This window comes from Halorubrum laminariae, assembly GCF_024494655.1.
Classification (GTDB): Archaea; Halobacteriota; Halobacteria; order Halobacteriales; family Haloferacaceae; genus Halorubrum; species Halorubrum laminariae.
Genome location: NZ_JANHDL010000011.1, coordinates 1 through 15,378, shown reverse-complemented (window position 1 = coordinate 15,378; position 15,378 = coordinate 1). Strand labels below are relative to the sequence as shown.

The following is a 15,378-nucleotide window of genomic DNA, read 5'->3' as shown; positions in this document are numbered from 1 at the left end:
AATAAGCGACGGTAGAATTATAGACCGCCGTGCCGTCGGGTCAGCCGACAGGATGGACGACACTCAGGACGGCGCTACCCCCAGGGATAACGCCGACAGAACCACCATCGAGGCAGCGATTCAGCAGTTCGCTCAATCAAAGGGGAAGGTCGGCGACTCCGGACGCTACGCTACCGACTCGAGACGGCTGCTGGAGCGCTTCGCCGAGCTCGCAGCCGACCGCGGCGTCGAGGACATCGAGGCGATTTCCCCGCAGCTCCTCGAGGCCTACGCCCAGCATCTGGACCGCCGCGTTCAGACCCGCGAGCAACAGGGAAAACCACACGGCATCAGCGGGGCCACCGCCCACCAGTACTTTGCTCGGGTGCGTGCGTGGCTGGAGTACCTCGTCAAGCGCGACCTCATCTCGGAAAACCCTGCAAAGAGCCATCGCGTCGAGGACGAACTCCCTGATGAGTCACTCGGCACGACCGACGACGGCCAGCAGTTCTGGAGCCCGGAGACGCGCAAGCAGATCGTCCGCTGGACGGACTGGTACTTCGACGCCGCCCTCGACGACGAGCAGGCGTGGGTCACACCGGCGGATGCTGCCCGCGAGCGGGCCCTCATCGCCACGGTCGCCTACTCTGGGGCCCGCGGCGCCGAACTCTTCCGTGACCTGGACAATGACCGACGCAACGGTCTTCGGTGGCGCGATGTTGACCTCGACGCAGGGACGCTGTCTGTCCTCGGGAAGTCTCAAGAAATCGAGGAAGCGCCGCTCCTTGACGCCGGAAGAACGCGGCTGGCGGACCACTATCGGCGTCAGAACCCCAGAGATGAGGACTGGCCCGTCTGGGTGACGCGACACCCTCCGTCACTCTACGCCGGCGCTCGCGCGCTGGACGGCGTCGACGAAGACGACGACCGCCTCGCCCCTGACACCGTGTTGGATGTCTACCGCGAGCACGGCGGCACGCCGCCAGCGCTCTCCATCGGCGGGGCCCGACGAATCCTTCGCGAACACTCCGACGCGTCGGGGCTGTCCGGCTCGGATGGCGAGCATCTGAAGCTGCATGGGGCCCGGCGTGGTCTCGGCGACGAACTCTACACCCACGACGCGGAGGCCGCTCAGGAGGCGCTCCGTCATCAGAGCATCGAGACAACACACAAGTCCTATCGCGATCGCAACGGTGAGCGCGTTCGCGAGCGCGCCCAAGAAATCCTAGATGGTGAGTGACGAGTACGCCTCCTCAGAAACACGCCCCACAGACATCGGTACAGCTAAGAACATCCCTCAGAAACAAGGACGTTAACATCCGGTGTAGTATTCATTTCTACATTGACATTTAGGGGAGTGTTTTTATAGACGGAGTGGGAAGCATAGTCTGTAATGAGGAGCTCTGGAACCGCACCCACTTCAGAAGAAGTGGCTGAATCTTCGGGTGGAGACGTCGAGACCGCAAGAGAGGCACTCTCAGCAGTGCGGTTCACCGACAGCGACGATACCGACGAGTAAGCAGCTGTGTCGTCGTCAGACGGTTCTGATTTTTCGTTTCAGATTCAACGAATTGCCGACAGCGAAATTAAGCCAACAGACCGTATAGATGTGGCAGCGAATCGACGACTAACCGTAGCGAAGCGGACTATCGACCAGAATTACCACCGACTGAATGAGTATATCGACGGAGATTTACAAACGAATCCAATTTTTCTTTGTCAATCCCAGAATCGTCAAAATGAGGGGTTTGAGGTTCTCAGATTGCTACATAATTATCTCTCATCGTTGTACTCACTGAACGAGACCATTCGAATTCTCGTTAACCAACACACTTCTGATGCTGTAGACATTCAGCACGGCGAATTTACGGGAAACAATAGAGACCCCCCGTACTATGGTCGTCGGCTCACATTTCTCCGCGGACTACGAACCGACTTCCAGCACGGTGGATTCTCGTGTCTTGAATTTGATGAACAGGGATCGCTTGGAGACTTTGCTGGATATCACGTCATCTTTGATCGAGAAGCGTTCTTGGATAAAAGTGGACTCCGAGATCCCCAGCGGTTTCTCAGGCATACAAGCCAAAAGAACCGAAAATATCCGATATGCTACGTAGGTAGATTCCACCAAAATACGGTTCAAGACTTCTTTGAAGACACGCGTGATTGGTTCGACTTAGGATAATCCCCTGATCACAGTCGTGGTAGTCGTCGGGGCACTCGCAATAGCGAAGAGGACGAGAGGGCGGTGGTGTCAAGCAGGGCGACCGGCACACTCCGTCCCGAACTCGCTCTCGGCCTCAACTGTGTCCATCTCACCAGCATCCACCGGCTCGAAGTCATCGAAGACGTTGATGATCCGCGGGCGAAATGGACTATCCGCACATACCTCTCCAAGATGGCTCAGTACAACCTCCTCGAAGTGGAAGGCACAAGTCGGGATCAAGAGTACTCACTCGCCGCTTCGGCAGCTGCGTCACCGATGCAGTAAGTCAAGGCGGCTCCGAGAACTCCGTGTATCGTTGTCACCGAGGGGTTTTGTTGCCTTGAACCATTAGAACATTCATGAACAGTAAGACGGTTCGGTGTGAAGAGCCAACGGAGGGTTCATACGTTCAGCTCCCCGTCCCACTCGGTGATACGGATGCATTCCGATACGGGGCAACCGCCGATATTCTGCATCTGCTCGTCGACAATCCAGAGCGAGAGTTCACGAATCGAGAACTCCACCGAGTGACAGGAAAAGGATTGAGTAGTGTGAATGCCGCCGTCGATACGCTCGAGACACTTGGCGTGATCACCGTCGATCGATCTGGCCGGGCAAATACTGTTCGGATGGATTCAGAGATGCTCGTCAAGGCTGACGATCCGGTAACGACCATTCCACAATCGGAGTATCACGCACCGGTCAGAGCGATCCTCACCGGTCTCGAAGAACGGGTTGGCGACGACGTCGGTGTCATCCTTTTCGGCAGCGTCGCGCGAGGCACCGCTGACCGAACGAGCGACATCGACCTGTTCGTCGTTGTCGAGGAAGATCGAATGCAAGCCCAGCGCGAGGCCCACACCATTGAACAGGAAATCGCCGACGAACAGTTTGACGGAGATCGGTACAAGGCACACATCATCGTCGAACCCAAAGAGTCGGCCGCGAATCACGACCGGATCAGTAACATTCTCACTGAAGGACTGACGCTCCGAGACTCGCCAGCACTCGACGCAGTAAAACGGGAGGTGTTCGAAGATGGGGCTGAGTGAGGTCGTCGACGCGCTTGAGCGCGCCGAACAGCTGTTAGAAGATGGCGAAACCGGTCCGGCACAGGACTCACTCTCCTGGCAGCGGGCTGACGATGACGCTGATATCCAGCTCGGTAAGGCATGCGTCATGCTGGGGACGTGTCGGCAGCTTCGGCACGGAACGAACAATTACGTGAGCATCGTCGAACTCTCATTCAACGCAATCGAGCGGTCGTTCCAGTTCTATAGATGAGCAAGACGAGTGCCTCGGGGCTTGATCCCGAGGGTGAAGCCGACAATTAGACGTGTTCTGTTCGTTCGATGTACCGCTCAATCGTCTCCGTTGAGACTGTTCCCGCAGTTCCGATGTAGTACGACCATTCCCAGAATCCACCGCTCCATAGATACCTCTCCAAGTTGCTGTGTTGAATAGATGCTGAGTCACGGTTACAGCGGTTCACACAGCGGTTCTATGTTGCTGATAGCGAACATCAGGACGATTTCACGGAACTGTCGATACCAGCCCAGCGCTCGCACGGCATCGCCGAGCGAGCGCTTCGTTGTCGAGTAGGATGTTTCGGCCATCCACCGCTGAGCGTAGCCATTTGCTTGGTTGAGCGCGTTGTTCGCGGCTGCTTTCGCTGACGAACCGCGATAGTGAACAAGATACTCAACGCCGTGTGCGGCGATTTCGTACTCGGTATGCCAGTCTTGGAAGCCGTTATCGGCGGCGACGGACTGCAGGTCGTCCGCGTTTCGGCGGACGACCTGCGGTCCGGTCTTCGTATCATGCTTCCACCGTGCGTTGACGTGAACATCGAGAACAGCAAGCGATTCCACATCGGTCAATGTCGTCACTTTCAGCGTCTGTATCGTCCGTCCTGCCCGCTGGCGGAAGTACGATGACGCACGTCGCCGGTCGAAAAACGTGCTGTCGAGCGCAGCGTGGCCGGACTGCGGGTGCTGCTGCGCGGAGACGCGCAGCAGCGCCCGCCACACCCACATTTTCAGCCGATCAAACGACTTGTAGATCGTCGTGTGATCGGGGAGCTCGTCCCGATCTAGGTCGAGAGCGTCACGAACCTCGTCCATGTACTTCAGCCGATTCGGCGTTTCACGGTAGCTGTGGGTCTCTTCGACCCGAAAACAGTGGAGGACGACGTGAACCCAGCGGGCGAACCCGCCGCTGGCGGGCTCGCCCGCGTGCTTCCCCAACGCTTGTTTAGCTAGGTGACGACACTGCTCGATGAAGTCGAGGATGTCGATCTCCATGTCAGGTTCGATTTCCTCGGCTTCACCCTTCTAAACCAGTGATATCGGCTGATAAGATCGCTCTTCAACAGAGCACTCCAAGTACGACTCGTGTTGTTCCCACATCTTCCGCGCCGTGATGCTCTTGACGGTTCGTACAATCTCACTCGGTGCGTGTTTCGGATGGGATGACAAGAACAGGTGTACATGGTCGGGAGAGATGTGCAATGACAGTATCTCATAGCTGTACTCGTTACACACGTCGCGGAAACTCGATTCCAGCGAATCCTCGATGTGTTCGAGAATTGCGTGACGTTACTTTGGACACCACACGAAGTGGTAGTTGACGTTGTACACCGTGTGGTTCGACCGCTTTTCGCCCATATCTACCAGTACAACGACCAATAAAAAGTATTCTTTGAAGTGACTCATAGTCTACTACAGGTAGACTTTTATTTATAGATGAACAAGAGGTAGCCGTGACGAAGCAACTCAAGGTATCCGACGGCGTGTACGACGACCTTGACGAACTCAAGGACGAGGAGGGACACACGAGTTTCGACAGCGTACTCCGCACGCTTCTCCTCCACTACCATCACGTCCAACCCAACGACCAAGAATGACCAACGAACAGGCTCTCGTCAAGACGCTGGATTTCCAACTCGACATCCAGAGTGGCAACGAGAGCCTGCTCCGTGACGCCTGTCTCGAATCGCGCTCGGTGTACAACGAAACCATCCGCCTCGCCAAGCAAGGCGTGGATTGGGACGCGATTCCCGACCGCGTGGCCGACGACGCCAACCTCGTGAAGAACACGACTCAGCGCGTCGTCGCCAAAGCACTCGGTGCGATGGAGAACTACTACGAGTACGACGACTTCGGCCAGCCGAGCCACACCAAGAACGGCGCGTACCCGCTTCGAGCGAACTACGAAGAAGGGTACAACTTGTCGCTCTCCGACGACAGTGACGTGGCGTTCCGCATCAGCGCAAAGCCATACAAGCACGTCAAGGGTGTTCTCGAAGGCGACGGCGCTCACCTCGACATTCTCAAGACCGCGCTCACCAGCGACGAGTGGAAGATTGGCACAGCAGAAGCCCTGTTACACAACGACAACCCTGAGTTGCACGTCAACGTCACCAACACCGAACAGACGGTTCGAGACAAGCAGGACTCGCGGACGGTCGTTGGTGTGGACGTGAATGAGGACAACGTGGCCCTCACCGCTCTGTCAGAGGATGGCGTCGAGGACACGCTGGTTATCGACTTTCCCGAAATCAAGTTCGAGCGTCACCGCTACTTCACGATGCGAAAGCGCGTGCAGAACGCCGGGAAAGACAGCATCCACGACACGTTGGAAGGGCGCGAGGAACGGTTCGTCCGTGACCGACTCCACAAGGTGAGCCGTCACATCGTGGAGTGGAGCCGTCAGTTCGAAAAACCGTGCATCGTCTTTGAAGACCTCAAAGAGATGCGCGACAGTATCGACTACGGCACCCGGATGAACCGGCGCTTGCACCACCTCCCGTTCCGCGCCCTACAGTTCTATACGTCGTACAAGGCGTCATTCGAGGAGGTTCCGACTGCGTGGATTAACCCCGAGTACACCAGCCAGCGGTGTCCGATGTGCGGACATACGGAGCGTGCGAACCGTAACAAGAAGCGGTTCAAGTGCAAGGACTGTGAGCATCAAGACCACAGCGACCGTGGTGCAAGCGTCAACATCGCCGTGAAAGGCATCAAGAAACTCGATTGGAATGTGCCTGCTCTCAACAGCCTTCCCGTTGTTCGGAAGGTGCGACGGCAGGCATCGGGGGCTGTGGACGCCCCGGCCGTGACCCATCCGACCGTTCAAGGCTATCAGGCCGATGGTCGTGTGGGAGTGTCCGACTAATCCACGGGAAGTCTCGGGGCTTGACCCCGAGGCGGTTCACCTTGTCGAGATGACGACAGCAGAATCAGCGGACTTCCTCAACCACGAGGACGTGTTTGACGACATCGCAGCGCGAAACGTCTTTTCTGACGAGGACATCGCTAGTCGAATCGAAGCCTTCCGTTCCGAACATCGTTCGCGGTTCTACTACGATATCGACCGGCCTGGACGAGATTTCGCGATGGTGCTGCATAACTTGGCAGAAGAAATTCACCAGTATCTCGTCGAGTTTGCCGATGCTCACTCGCGGTGCAGCTGCGACCACTAGGTTAATTTTGGTTTCGTTCATCTAGTCGGTTGACGTCTTCGGCCGCTTTGATCTCGTCTGTTTTCTCGACTTCGGCGAACAGCTCTCGGTATGCGTCGGGCTCAAAGAGGTTGTTTCGGTCGAACAGCTCGCGGGCAGCGTCGGTGAGCTGAAAGAACCGGTATGGTTGGCCCCGTTCAAGCCCTTCACGATCTCGCTCGATGGCCTCGATCAGTCTCACCTCCTCCAGCCGGATGAGGTGGTCGGTGAGCGTCGACGCGGCGACGCTCGGATTGTAGTATTCGAGTTCCTTCTTCGAGGGTGCGCCTTTCGGATGGCCGACGATCGTCCCAATGATATTCGTGCGGGTCGTGTCGTCGAGGACACTCAACGCTGCGATCGGATTGAGACCGGCCGTGTTCTCGTCTGGCGTGAGCGAGGCGGCGTCGGGCCGGGACATTGTGTCTGAACCTTTGTGTCCCGGTCAGATGACCATTTCGGTGAAATCCGAAGTGGTGATCAAGGTATGTGCGTATTCTACTTTCGTGTAGTAAATTAACCAACAAACCCCTACAATCGGCACCTAATGTTGGTTAATACGTCTTTCCGCAGTTCTACATAATAGCGCGCGAGTAGAACCTAATCAGTGAATCCCTGAGTCAATGAAATCTTGAATCCAAGAGTCAAGGAATATATGATTCTCGGAATCTAATAGACCATAGAAAATCCCAGAGTTATTGAATGGCGGATTCACTGAATCACTGAATCAAGGATCAGAGAATCAGTGCTTCCGGTAGTAGCTGAATCAATGATTCAGTGATTTAGGTAGCAGAGTCCACTACTCAAGGGGTCAGACAGAGTGAGAAGTCCAGAATGCACTGAATCAAGGAATCATAGATTCATTAATCTCGATCCAGGAGAAATAGAGTATGGACCTGTCAAGGACTTATACCCCTGAATTGAGCGTTTTTCCTAGTTCTAAATCAGCAGTAGGGTGTCTGACGTAGATTTATGAATCAGTGAATCAATGATCGAACTATGACCGAGTCACCTCATGGATGGGGCGTCACACCACCGACTGGCATTCCCACAATCGCTTTCGGCAATCAGAAAGGCGGGACTGGGAAAACAACGGCCACGATAAACAGTGCCGCTGCACTGGCCTCTCGAGATCACGATGTCCTTGCGATTGATATGGACCCACAGGCCGATATGACGAAGGGGCTGGGATTGGGGCCGGGCGACGATAACGACCCGTCAAGCCCGAAGAACGACCTTCCAAATACGCTCGCGACCGATGACGCAAATCTCCTCGACGTCCTCGTCGACAATCCGCGCACAAATGACACGACGCTTTCAGAGATTGTGATCCGCAGCGACGAGTATGAACACCTGAATTTCGATCTCGTGCCGAGCCACAAGGACATGGGGCTTGCCCGAGATTGGATGGACGATGCAGGTGCTCGTCTCTCGTTGAAAGTTGCTCTCGAAGGGCTGATTGACGACGGCTACGACTACGATTTCATCGTAATCGACTGTCCACCTGATCTCTCGGTTTTGACGGATGCAGCGTTCATCGCGGCACAGAACGTGTTCCTGGCTGCCCAGACCCAAGCGACATCACGGGATGCTCTGGATGACCTCTGGGATCAGCTGGAATCCATCGAAGATAACCAACAGATCGAGATAGCGATCGTAGGGCTGCTGGCCAATATGTACCGAAACGATGGGCAATCGCAGAAGTTCCTGGATGCATTCGACGAGTCATATGCGTCACTAGCCCCGATTTTCAAGCTCCCAATGCGGGTGGCGATACAGCGCGCGTGGGACAACGGCTGCGATATTTTCGAGTGGGAAGACGCTAACGACCAGCAAGTCGAACGTGAGCTCTTCCTGGAGGTTGCTGAGACGATGGAACAAGCGTTCGACAAAACGCAGGAGGAGGTGTAAATATGCCCCGAGGAATGGATGAGCGGTTCGACGACCCTTCAGAGGAAGCAGAAGACGAAGAAGCCGCCGCCGGCAACGAGACGATGGACACAACACCTGAAGCAGAAAGCCAAGATAGCCGACCTACGACAGCGAGCGAGGAGCAACCAAGTCAGGAGAGTGCCACGCCAGCTACGGAGACTAAATCGCCGACCAAGGAATCAGACGATGAACCGTTAAACATCAGAGAGGATTGGGATTCGGCCACCATATACGTGGAACCGGCGCAGAGTGAGGAGATCGAGGTAACATTCACTCGGTTAAAGAAGCAACTGAAGCGTGAAGACATCACGCTCGAGAAGAACAAACACTTCTATAGAGGGATTTTCGAGGTGGCATTCGGTGAACATCAGGAAGAAACGAAAGAGAAGATCCGTGAATTAGCAAAGCAAGACCGAGACTAATACTGGGAAACGATTGCAGCGAGGACATCCGTCGCCTCAGGGACTTTATCAAGTGGGGTCCCGGCGACGTGGCGCCACGTTCCACCTGTGAATCGAGAATGATCGTAGATCTCGAGGGCGCCACGCTGGGAAAGCGCCGTCGCAAAGGCCCCGATCCCCTCTGGGAGACAACCACGCACGTACACGTGGAGTCCTGTTCCACTTTGGCTCACCTCCGTATAGCCATTAAGCGAATCAACGAGAGTTGCCACTTCGCCTGATACCTCGCCCGTCTCTGGATCCCGAACATCATCGAAATCCACGAACGAGAGCGGGGGATCTGGTGGATCATGTGGGAGGAGAACCGCTGGATGCACGGCCTCGGGAAGATCCTCACCATCAGGGAACGGCCACGCACGATGTATCTCTCGAAGCGGAAGATCCGCTATCATCTTCGCTTTTTGGAAGCCTCGACGCGGATTCACGTCTTTTGAAGCGGCCCATTCACACGGGTACATTGTGTCCGCCTGCCATGGCGCGAGAGCGACTTTCGACCGACCATCCCAGACTACCCAGATATCCAAGTCACGCAATGCCGACGGGATATGGTAACTATCCACGTCCAAAATACGTGTACCGTTCGAATTAGGTACATCAAGCAGATCTCTGGCTTCCGCTTCAGTAGAAGCAGTCTGTCCAGCCCCATCATCTACGCCAGTCTCGACAGCCTTCTCTGCCACGCAACTCCCATCTTCAAACGTATCGAGAGCTGGCTCACCAGATCCGTCCGATATTGGACGCACTGAGTCCGGGAAAGCCAACGATTCCTCTTGACAAAAGTAGCAGCCGCATTTCTCAAGTGGAATTTCAGCCTCAGTCGTCGCGATGCCATGCGTCCAAATCTGGTTGCGAATCCGCTTTGCTTTCGTGACTAAGCCCTCATATCGTGATTCGTCGAACTGGATGACTGACGAGTCAGCGTCTGAACGTGGCCACTCTCGAATGTCACTAAGATCGTTTTTCGAAACGTACACGAGTTTTCCACGCTCAACCCCCAATCCTTGCATATAGATGTGGAGCTGGTCGAGATGACGGTCAATAGGTGGGGAGAATTTGTACCAGCCATTCCGTACCTTCAGCGCGTACACAATTTCGTCGGTAGGATCATACAGCGTACACCGACCGAGAAATCGGACAGGGCCCTCGTCAATGTTCAAGCTTACTTTGGTCTCCAGTGTCGGATTACGATCGCTGAGTTGCTGCTCGAAGTAGTTCTGAATCAGGCGCGACGCGCGATACTTACCCCAGTACGTTTCGGATTTCGAGAGTCCGAGCTTGTTCACGTACAGCTGACGGGGGCAGAAGCCAATATGGGCTGCAAAAAACGTCTCTGGATCACGCTCATAGAGGTCGCTAGTATCGGCAGCAAGTATCGATGAGATCTGCTCCTCGAACTCGATCATAGTGAGGTGGCAATATCGCACTATGTGCGTCGTCCTAAAGTGCGAATCCGGGTCGCTTCCGAGTTTCAACAATTCGGTGTCAGGGGCATCCCGTGGCTGGATCTACTACCATGATACAGAGTTTCCAAGGACGTTTCCCGAAACACGAACACATCAAGTAGCCGTCTCTTCTGATCGAAGCACAGATATCGCAGATTCTGGGAACCTCGAATTTCCGGAAATGTCCGGAAACATCTCTTTGTTATAGAGTGAAAAGGGAGATACACAACGTGAGGAAGTCAATCACGGAAACGTGAGGATCAGTTTCCGGAAACGACCCGGTTACGTTTTTATATTTTGATGGAAAACCAGTCAATCAAGCAAAGATGATTCGCGATGCTCGCGTCCTCCGGGCCGGGTTCGTTCCTCGCGAAGTCGAGCATCGCGACGCCGAAGTAAACCATCTCTCCAGCGTCCTCGAACCAATCACGAACGGTGAACCCGCAGACACGGCTATCGTCACCGGACCCAGCGGGACGGGGAAGACGTGCATCTCGCAATTTGTCACCGAACGTCTCCGGGAAGAGGTCCTCGACGTCGAGGCTATCTACGTCAACTGCTGGCGCAACTATACTCGATTCCGCACCCTCTACCAGATTCTCGACGATCTCGGCGCAACCATCGATATTCACCGCCAATCGACGCCGCACGACGAACTCATCGATCGCCTCCAACAACACGACGGCCCGCGAACCGTCGTCATCCTCGACGAAGTCGACCAACTGGAAGACCCGAGTGTCATTTACGACCTCCACAGCCTGCCACAGTTCGCGATCATTTGCATCGCGAACAAGGAGGAGGAACTGTTCAGCCGCGTCGACGACCGCCTCGTGAGCCGGCTGCGCTCCAGCGAGCACGTCCGGATGGACAAGTACCACGACGAGCAGCTGTACGACATCCTGAGCGCTCGCGCAAAATGGGGCCTCGACGAGGACGTCATCATCGATGACCAGCTCTATCGAATCGCGGATGCGGCCGCCGGCGACGCCCGCCTCGCCATCGGCATCCTCCGAACGGCGGCCGGCAAGGCCGATCGCGAGAACTACGAGCGGATCACCGACGACATCCTCCTGGACGCCGCCGAGGATGCCCGGGCGCAGATTAAGCAGAAGAGCCTCGATTCACTCACCCCCCATCAGCGGATCGTCTACGATATCGTTCGCGAGCACGGCCCGCTCGGGCCCAGCGAGATTCACGACCGCTATACCGAGGAGGTCGACGATCCACGGACCAAGCGAACCGTTCGGGCGTATCTGTCAAAGATGACTCAATACAACCTCCTCGAAGCAGACGGATCCAGCCGAGATCGGGAATACACAGCCATCGACCAACCATCTCCCACGCTCGCTGAGCAGGGGGATTAAGGAACGAATAGGTTGTGTATTGTTGAGCGGGAAAATGTACCCACGTGATTTATTACTGCAGGAGCGATTATATCCTACTATGAGCGCAAAGGGCCAGCTCCGTCGGTTCGAGAACAGGGCGCAACTGCTGCGCCATATCTCTGAGGAGACCGGCACGGACATCGACACGCTTTGGGACGAGTACGAAGCCCAGGTCGAATAGAGCCCTTTGCAGTTTTTGACGCGTGGGCGACGATACTGATCTCGACGTATCGTTCGCAATAGACTCAGAGACAGTCTCTCTGAGCACTATCGGGGAATATCAGGTTCTCGATCTGGAAGGGCCGGTAGTCATCGTTGGAGAAGCGTCTTACCGTGTTGTTTCGGTCGGTGAAGAATCATCAAAGACCATTGTATCCGCACGAGGAGACTTGGGAGGAGTGGGAAGACGCGAAATTCGAGGCTGAAGCCACACTCAGGAAAAACGGTGTGCGGGATCCACAGGGGCGCGAGTTCGACGACGCCTTACTGAAACTCGGAATCGAGAACCCGGACCTTCTAGCTGAATACGTCTTAGAAGCAAGAGGGCTTGAACTGGAAGAAGAGTAGAGGTCAGTAGCTGGTTATATCTTTCTGGAAGAGTTCGTCAAGTCTGTCGACATCCTGCAGTACTTCTTGAACCATGTCAGGGCGAATATCTCCGAACTCATAGAGGTAGTAGCTGCCGCCCTTTGGACCTTCATTATGTTCTTCGACATCCAGGAAGCCTTTCAATTTGAGCTGGCTGAGGCGGTCACGGATAGTCCGATCGGTTTTCACATCGGCGTCGATCCTGTTGGCGGCGACCTCATAGACCTCGAAAACGTCGCTGGATTTCGCTGGGAGATCGTCTTGCCGGTCTAAAGCCAAGAGTGCGTACAAGGTCAAATGGCTTTGAGTCGGCAACGATTCAAGCTCGTTCCGGACCTGAGATTCCTTCACCTTCGGCTCTGCCTGCCTGACGTGCTCTTCCGTAACCTCTTCATCTCCGGCACCTCGGGCAAGATCACCTGCCTTGAACAGGAGTTTCAACGCTTGGCGAGCGGAACCAGACTCCTGGCCTGCCATCGCAGCTGCTAACGGAATAACGTCATCAGAGAGTGTATCGTCGACAAAGGCCTTCTCCGCTCGCTGATACAGGATATTTCGGAGCTGGTTAGCATCGTATGGCGGGAAGTGGATTTCTTCATCGCAAAGACTGTCTTTAACACGGGCTGAGAGATTATCCCGGAACGTGAATTTGTTTGAGATCCCGATCACTCCCACCTTGGTTTCATCAACAGGGACGTTTCCATTGTCGTTGGCACGGGGGAGTTCATAGAGGATATCGTCGTCGTTACCGATTGCATCGACCTCGTCCAATACGAAGATGGCGTGAGTCGCGTCTATTTCCTTGAGGTGTTCCCAGAGGAATTCATAGACGGTGTCCGGAGGATAACCGGTTGTAGGGATCTTGTTGTTGGGGCCTCGGAATTCGTTGACTAGCTTGACGGCCACCTGATAAGAGCTGTTTAGATTCTTACAAACAACATGGATCACATGGACATCGAGATCGTCGTAGTTCTCTTGGTCTTGGCGAAGACGGTCCATGATCATCTGGGTAGCCACCGTCTTCCCGACGCCGGTTTGACCGTAGAGGAAGATATTTCTCGGTCTCGCACCTTTGATAACAGGTTTGAGGGCAGCTTGGTACTCCGCGAGCTCTCGATCTCGTTCAATCAGATCCTCAGGTTTGTGACTATCACGGAGGACGTCTTCATCAACGAAGACCGGGTCTTCTGCCGTGAACGGTTCAAGACCCATGGAGAAACCACTAACCCGATGTCTCTTAAAACCTCGCTTCCTGAGTTTCCTCAGACTTCCCGAGTTTCCTGAGAGCCGGAGATACTTAAAGAAGGACGCCCCTCTCACACACCATATTTCCCGAGATCCGATCTACAAAAGGGTACCTTTCCAGCTAAGGCGAATCTGACCTCTAGAAAAGGACAAATTATAAGAGGTATGCCTCTAAACAGGATCCGTAATATCAGCTTCTTCTTTTCTAGCAGTTGACTAGAGTACTGTTTGGAGTAGCGTTCAACTAGCTCGTTGTACTGTTTCTTGGCTGCTCTCAGGAAATCCGGTGTGTCTGTCCCCCGTATTTCTTGCTCCCGTTCCACGTTTCCAACCCTGTCTCTTCCCCATGAGTCTGGGAGATCTAAGCAGAGTTTTGAGCGTTCTCGATGACGATCTAAGAGCATTCTGGCAGGCTACAACGTGACACGAGACGGAATATCGGCTCCGGGGGATACTCGAATCAGCCTACACTCACAGCTGGAATCACGTCTCACTCCGCGTGATACCGATGATTCCCGACGATTCCGTCCGCTCTCGGTGCTGACTGGGTCCTCTCTTGGCGACCCAACTTGTGGGTGAGAGACAGGTATCCAACAATAGAGACTACTCTGAGGAAATATGGTGTGTATGCCATTCATCAGACCTCTGTTCCTCCGTGGTTTTCTCTATTTTCCATCGACGGATAGATGCGACGTACATTCCAGTTGAACTCTACCTTTTCACCTTCGTGGCGACTTTTCTAACCTTGCCAGGGCAGTAGCTCTCAGGAAAAGAGGTGAGGGGTAAAGTCCGGCATAGTTTCGCATGGACTCAGGAAACGCGGTGTGGGTGTCCTCTATCGGCATGGTTTTCCCGAGCCATTGCTGTATCTCTCGGGAAATACGGAGTGGGGTTCTTCGGGATCAGGACGAGACAACACCGTGACTCCGGTGCTGACAGTTCCTTTCATTCACTTCGCAGTCTGGGTGTCACCTCATAACCTCACCGATTATCCGGATGGAGCGTTCCTTCGTGTCTACTCGTCGGGATTGACCGGTCCTTTGTACTGAGAACGGATTTTGTCGCCATCTCGCCACTGCCAATAGTAGTAGCGGTTGTCGTTGATCTCCTTGATCGTGGTCGTCGCCTTCAAGGGGACGTCATCAGGGAGGTCGTCGGGGCGCGCTTCAATCTCGTCCTCATCTTCCTCGCCAAGGCGGGCCTCACGCTCCCTGTGGTCTGCAAGTTTCTCGGCGTACCCAGCAACGTGTCGGAGCCTTTCAGGCGAATAGTCGTCGAGTGTGTTGACGATGTCGGTGGACAGTTCCGATGGCGGTGTCGGTGGCTCGTCTGACATGAGGGGGTCGCCTCGTATTAACCAACACAGCACGTCGAAGACATAGATTTGTTGGTTAAGACCCTACTCTCTCCCATTCTCTGGCTCCTTGTTTCGGACAACTGTAACCTCATTCGAAACTGCGTATAAAGTTGTTTCAGCAGTTTCGAGGCGGAGCCTCCGGCCTCAAGGAGCGAGGACTTCCGACGCCGGTCGGAAGGACGACGCGAGTAGGCCGGAGAGGACAGCGAGGCGCTACGCGCCTCGGGCCGTGCGAGCGGGCCTCGGCCCGCGCGCAGAAGCCGACAACTCCGGCACAAACCA

General features: G+C 55.0%; 17 protein-coding genes and 3 pseudogenes. 13 read left to right on the top strand and 7 right to left on the bottom strand.

Going from position 1 to position 15,378, the window contains the following annotated elements; translation table 11 throughout:
• The first annotated feature begins 52 nt into the window (after window positions 1-52).
• The 5 genes and pseudogenes from NO887_RS14680 to NO887_RS14660 all read left to right on the top strand — a co-directional run bounded on the left by NO887_RS14680 (window position 53) and on the right by NO887_RS14660 (window position 3,469).
• Window positions 53-1,219, top strand: coding sequence for a tyrosine-type recombinase/integrase (locus tag NO887_RS14680; protein WP_256418963.1), 1,167 nt, complete (start codon window positions 53-55; stop codon window positions 1,217-1,219).
• Between the two features lie 153 nt (window positions 1,220-1,372).
• Window positions 1,373-1,498, top strand: a complete 126-nt coding sequence (locus tag NO887_RS14675) for a hypothetical protein (RefSeq protein ID WP_256418962.1) — start codon at window positions 1,373-1,375, stop codon at window positions 1,496-1,498.
• 822 nt (window positions 1,499-2,320) lie between these two features.
• Window positions 2,321-2,470 (top strand): annotated as a pseudogene (locus tag NO887_RS18690) (AAA family ATPase); the annotation flags it as partial.
• 74 nt (window positions 2,471-2,544) lie between these two features.
• Window positions 2,545-3,237 (top strand): nucleotidyltransferase domain-containing protein, encoded by a 693-nt coding sequence (locus NO887_RS14665; RefSeq protein WP_256418960.1) that lies wholly within the window; start codon window positions 2,545-2,547, stop codon window positions 3,235-3,237.
• A complete protein-coding gene (locus tag NO887_RS14660) occupies window positions 3,224-3,469 on the top strand; it encodes a DUF8154 family protein (protein WP_256418959.1) in 246 nt (81 codons plus the stop codon). Before NO887_RS14665 ends, NO887_RS14660 begins: the two co-directional genes overlap by 14 nt.
• Window positions 3,470-3,515: 46 nt before the next feature.
• Here NO887_RS14660 and NO887_RS14655 read toward each other — a convergent pair.
• From NO887_RS14655 to tnpA, 3 genes and pseudogenes are all read right to left on the bottom strand, one after another.
• A pseudogene (locus NO887_RS14655) lies at window positions 3,516-3,638 on the bottom strand (transposase); the annotation flags it as partial.
• A gap of 25 nt (window positions 3,639-3,663) precedes the next feature.
• A complete protein-coding gene (locus NO887_RS14650) occupies window positions 3,664-4,488 on the bottom strand; it encodes an IS5 family transposase (protein ID WP_256418958.1) in 825 nt (274 codons plus the stop codon).
• Window positions 4,489-4,563: 75 nt separating this feature from the next.
• A pseudogene (gene tnpA, locus NO887_RS14645) lies at window positions 4,564-4,851 on the bottom strand (IS200/IS605 family transposase); the annotation flags it as partial.
• A 95-nt stretch (window positions 4,852-4,946) separates the two neighbouring features.
• On the opposite strand from tnpA, the gene NO887_RS14640 reads away from it, so the two are divergent.
• From NO887_RS14640 to NO887_RS18600, 3 genes are read left to right on the top strand one after another with little or no spacing between them, the layout of a single operon-like run.
• Window positions 4,947-5,090, top strand: a complete 144-nt coding sequence (locus NO887_RS14640; RefSeq protein WP_256418957.1) for a hypothetical protein — start codon at window positions 4,947-4,949, stop codon at window positions 5,088-5,090.
• Complete coding sequence (locus tag NO887_RS14635; protein ID WP_256418956.1) at window positions 5,087-6,361, top strand: RNA-guided endonuclease TnpB family protein; 1,275 nt, start codon at window positions 5,087-5,089, stop codon at window positions 6,359-6,361. Before NO887_RS14640 ends, NO887_RS14635 begins: the two co-directional genes overlap by 4 nt.
• Entirely contained in the window at window positions 6,336-6,668 is a 333-nt protein-coding gene (locus tag NO887_RS18600; protein ID WP_345780162.1) for a DUF8154 family protein, read from the top strand. Before NO887_RS14635 ends, NO887_RS18600 begins: the two co-directional genes overlap by 26 nt.
• A gap of 1 nt (window position 6,669) precedes the next feature.
• Here NO887_RS18600 and NO887_RS14625 read toward each other — a convergent pair whose 3' ends face one another.
• Window positions 6,670-7,107, bottom strand: coding sequence for a helix-turn-helix domain-containing protein (locus tag NO887_RS14625; protein WP_256418954.1), 438 nt, complete (start codon window positions 7,105-7,107; stop codon window positions 6,670-6,672).
• A 578-nt stretch (window positions 7,108-7,685) separates the two neighbouring features.
• Here NO887_RS14625 and NO887_RS14620 point away from each other — a divergent pair.
• Window positions 7,686-8,597 carry a ParA family protein gene (locus NO887_RS14620; protein WP_256418953.1) on the top strand — a complete coding sequence of 304 codons (912 nt, stop codon included), beginning with the start codon at window positions 7,686-7,688 and terminating at the stop codon, window positions 8,595-8,597.
• A 14-nt stretch (window positions 8,598-8,611) separates the two neighbouring features.
• The gene (locus NO887_RS14615; protein WP_345780163.1) at window positions 8,612-9,040 is read left to right on the top strand and encodes a DUF8160 family protein; all 429 of its coding nucleotides are present in this window, start codon (window positions 8,612-8,614) and stop codon (window positions 9,038-9,040) included.
• On the opposite strand, the gene NO887_RS14610 is transcribed toward NO887_RS14615, so the two are convergent.
• On the bottom strand, window positions 9,037-10,482 hold the full coding sequence (locus NO887_RS14610) for a hypothetical protein (protein ID WP_256418951.1): 1,446 nt from the start codon (window positions 10,480-10,482) through the stop codon (window positions 9,037-9,039). The genes NO887_RS14615 and NO887_RS14610 overlap by 4 nt on opposite strands.
• 365 nt (window positions 10,483-10,847) lie before the next feature.
• Here NO887_RS14610 and NO887_RS14605 point away from each other — a divergent pair, with 365 nt between their 5' ends.
• The 3 genes from NO887_RS14605 to NO887_RS14595 all read left to right on the top strand — a co-directional run bounded on the left by NO887_RS14605 (window position 10,848) and on the right by NO887_RS14595 (window position 12,473).
• On the top strand, window positions 10,848-11,885 hold the full coding sequence (locus NO887_RS14605; protein WP_256418950.1) for a Cdc6/Cdc18 family protein: 1,038 nt from the start codon (window positions 10,848-10,850) through the stop codon (window positions 11,883-11,885).
• A gap of 79 nt (window positions 11,886-11,964) precedes the next feature.
• Window positions 11,965-12,087 (top strand): hypothetical protein, encoded by a 123-nt coding sequence (locus tag NO887_RS14600; protein ID WP_008528531.1) that lies wholly within the window; start codon window positions 11,965-11,967, stop codon window positions 12,085-12,087.
• A gap of 167 nt (window positions 12,088-12,254) precedes the next feature.
• The gene (locus tag NO887_RS14595) at window positions 12,255-12,473 is read left to right on the top strand and encodes a DUF7970 domain-containing protein (RefSeq protein WP_256418949.1); all 219 of its coding nucleotides are present in this window, start codon (window positions 12,255-12,257) and stop codon (window positions 12,471-12,473) included.
• Between the two features lie 3 nt (window positions 12,474-12,476).
• Here the strand turns inward: NO887_RS14595 and NO887_RS14590 are convergent, their stop codons facing one another.
• Window positions 12,477-13,706, bottom strand: a complete 1,230-nt coding sequence (locus tag NO887_RS14590) for a Cdc6/Cdc18 family protein (RefSeq protein ID WP_256418948.1) — start codon at window positions 13,704-13,706, stop codon at window positions 12,477-12,479.
• Window positions 13,707-14,754: 1,048 nt separating this feature from the next.
• Complete coding sequence (locus NO887_RS14585; protein ID WP_256418947.1) at window positions 14,755-15,075, bottom strand: DUF6788 family protein; 321 nt, start codon at window positions 15,073-15,075, stop codon at window positions 14,755-14,757.
• Window positions 15,076-15,378 lie beyond the last annotated feature (303 nt).

What these genes read in the sequence shown, in the direction of transcription:
- NO887_RS14625 (WP_256418954.1), bottom strand. Translation starts at nt 7,107, where the DNA reads ATGTCCCGGCCCGACGCCGCCTCGCTCACGCCAGACGAGAACACGGCC.
- NO887_RS14585 (WP_256418947.1), bottom strand. Translation starts at nt 15,075, where the DNA reads ATGTCAGACGAGCCACCGACACCGCCATCGGAACTGTCCACCGACATC.
- NO887_RS14610 (WP_256418951.1), bottom strand. Translation starts at nt 10,482, where the DNA reads ATGATCGAGTTCGAGGAGCAGATCTCATCGATACTTGCTGCCGATACT.
- NO887_RS14660 (WP_256418959.1), top strand. Translation starts at nt 3,224, where the DNA reads ATGGGGCTGAGTGAGGTCGTCGACGCGCTTGAGCGCGCCGAACAGCTG.
- NO887_RS14600 (WP_008528531.1), top strand. Translation starts at nt 11,965, where the DNA reads ATGAGCGCAAAGGGCCAGCTCCGTCGGTTCGAGAACAGGGCGCAACTG.
- NO887_RS14665 (WP_256418960.1), top strand. Translation starts at nt 2,545, where the DNA reads ATGAACAGTAAGACGGTTCGGTGTGAAGAGCCAACGGAGGGTTCATAC.
- NO887_RS14620 (WP_256418953.1), top strand. Translation starts at nt 7,686, where the DNA reads ATGACCGAGTCACCTCATGGATGGGGCGTCACACCACCGACTGGCATT.
- NO887_RS14675 (WP_256418962.1), top strand. Translation starts at nt 1,373, where the DNA reads ATGAGGAGCTCTGGAACCGCACCCACTTCAGAAGAAGTGGCTGAATCT.
- NO887_RS14650 (WP_256418958.1), bottom strand. Translation starts at nt 4,488, where the DNA reads ATGGAGATCGACATCCTCGACTTCATCGAGCAGTGTCGTCACCTAGCT.
- NO887_RS14605 (WP_256418950.1), top strand. Translation starts at nt 10,848, where the DNA reads ATGATTCGCGATGCTCGCGTCCTCCGGGCCGGGTTCGTTCCTCGCGAA.
- NO887_RS14635 (WP_256418956.1), top strand. Translation starts at nt 5,087, where the DNA reads ATGACCAACGAACAGGCTCTCGTCAAGACGCTGGATTTCCAACTCGAC.
- NO887_RS14590 (WP_256418948.1), bottom strand. Translation starts at nt 13,706, where the DNA reads ATGGGTCTTGAACCGTTCACGGCAGAAGACCCGGTCTTCGTTGATGAA.
- NO887_RS14615 (WP_345780163.1), top strand. Translation starts at nt 8,612, where the DNA reads ATGGATGAGCGGTTCGACGACCCTTCAGAGGAAGCAGAAGACGAAGAA.
- NO887_RS18600 (WP_345780162.1), top strand. Translation starts at nt 6,336, where the DNA reads ATGGTCGTGTGGGAGTGTCCGACTAATCCACGGGAAGTCTCGGGGCTT.
- NO887_RS14680 (WP_256418963.1), top strand. Translation starts at nt 53, where the DNA reads ATGGACGACACTCAGGACGGCGCTACCCCCAGGGATAACGCCGACAGA.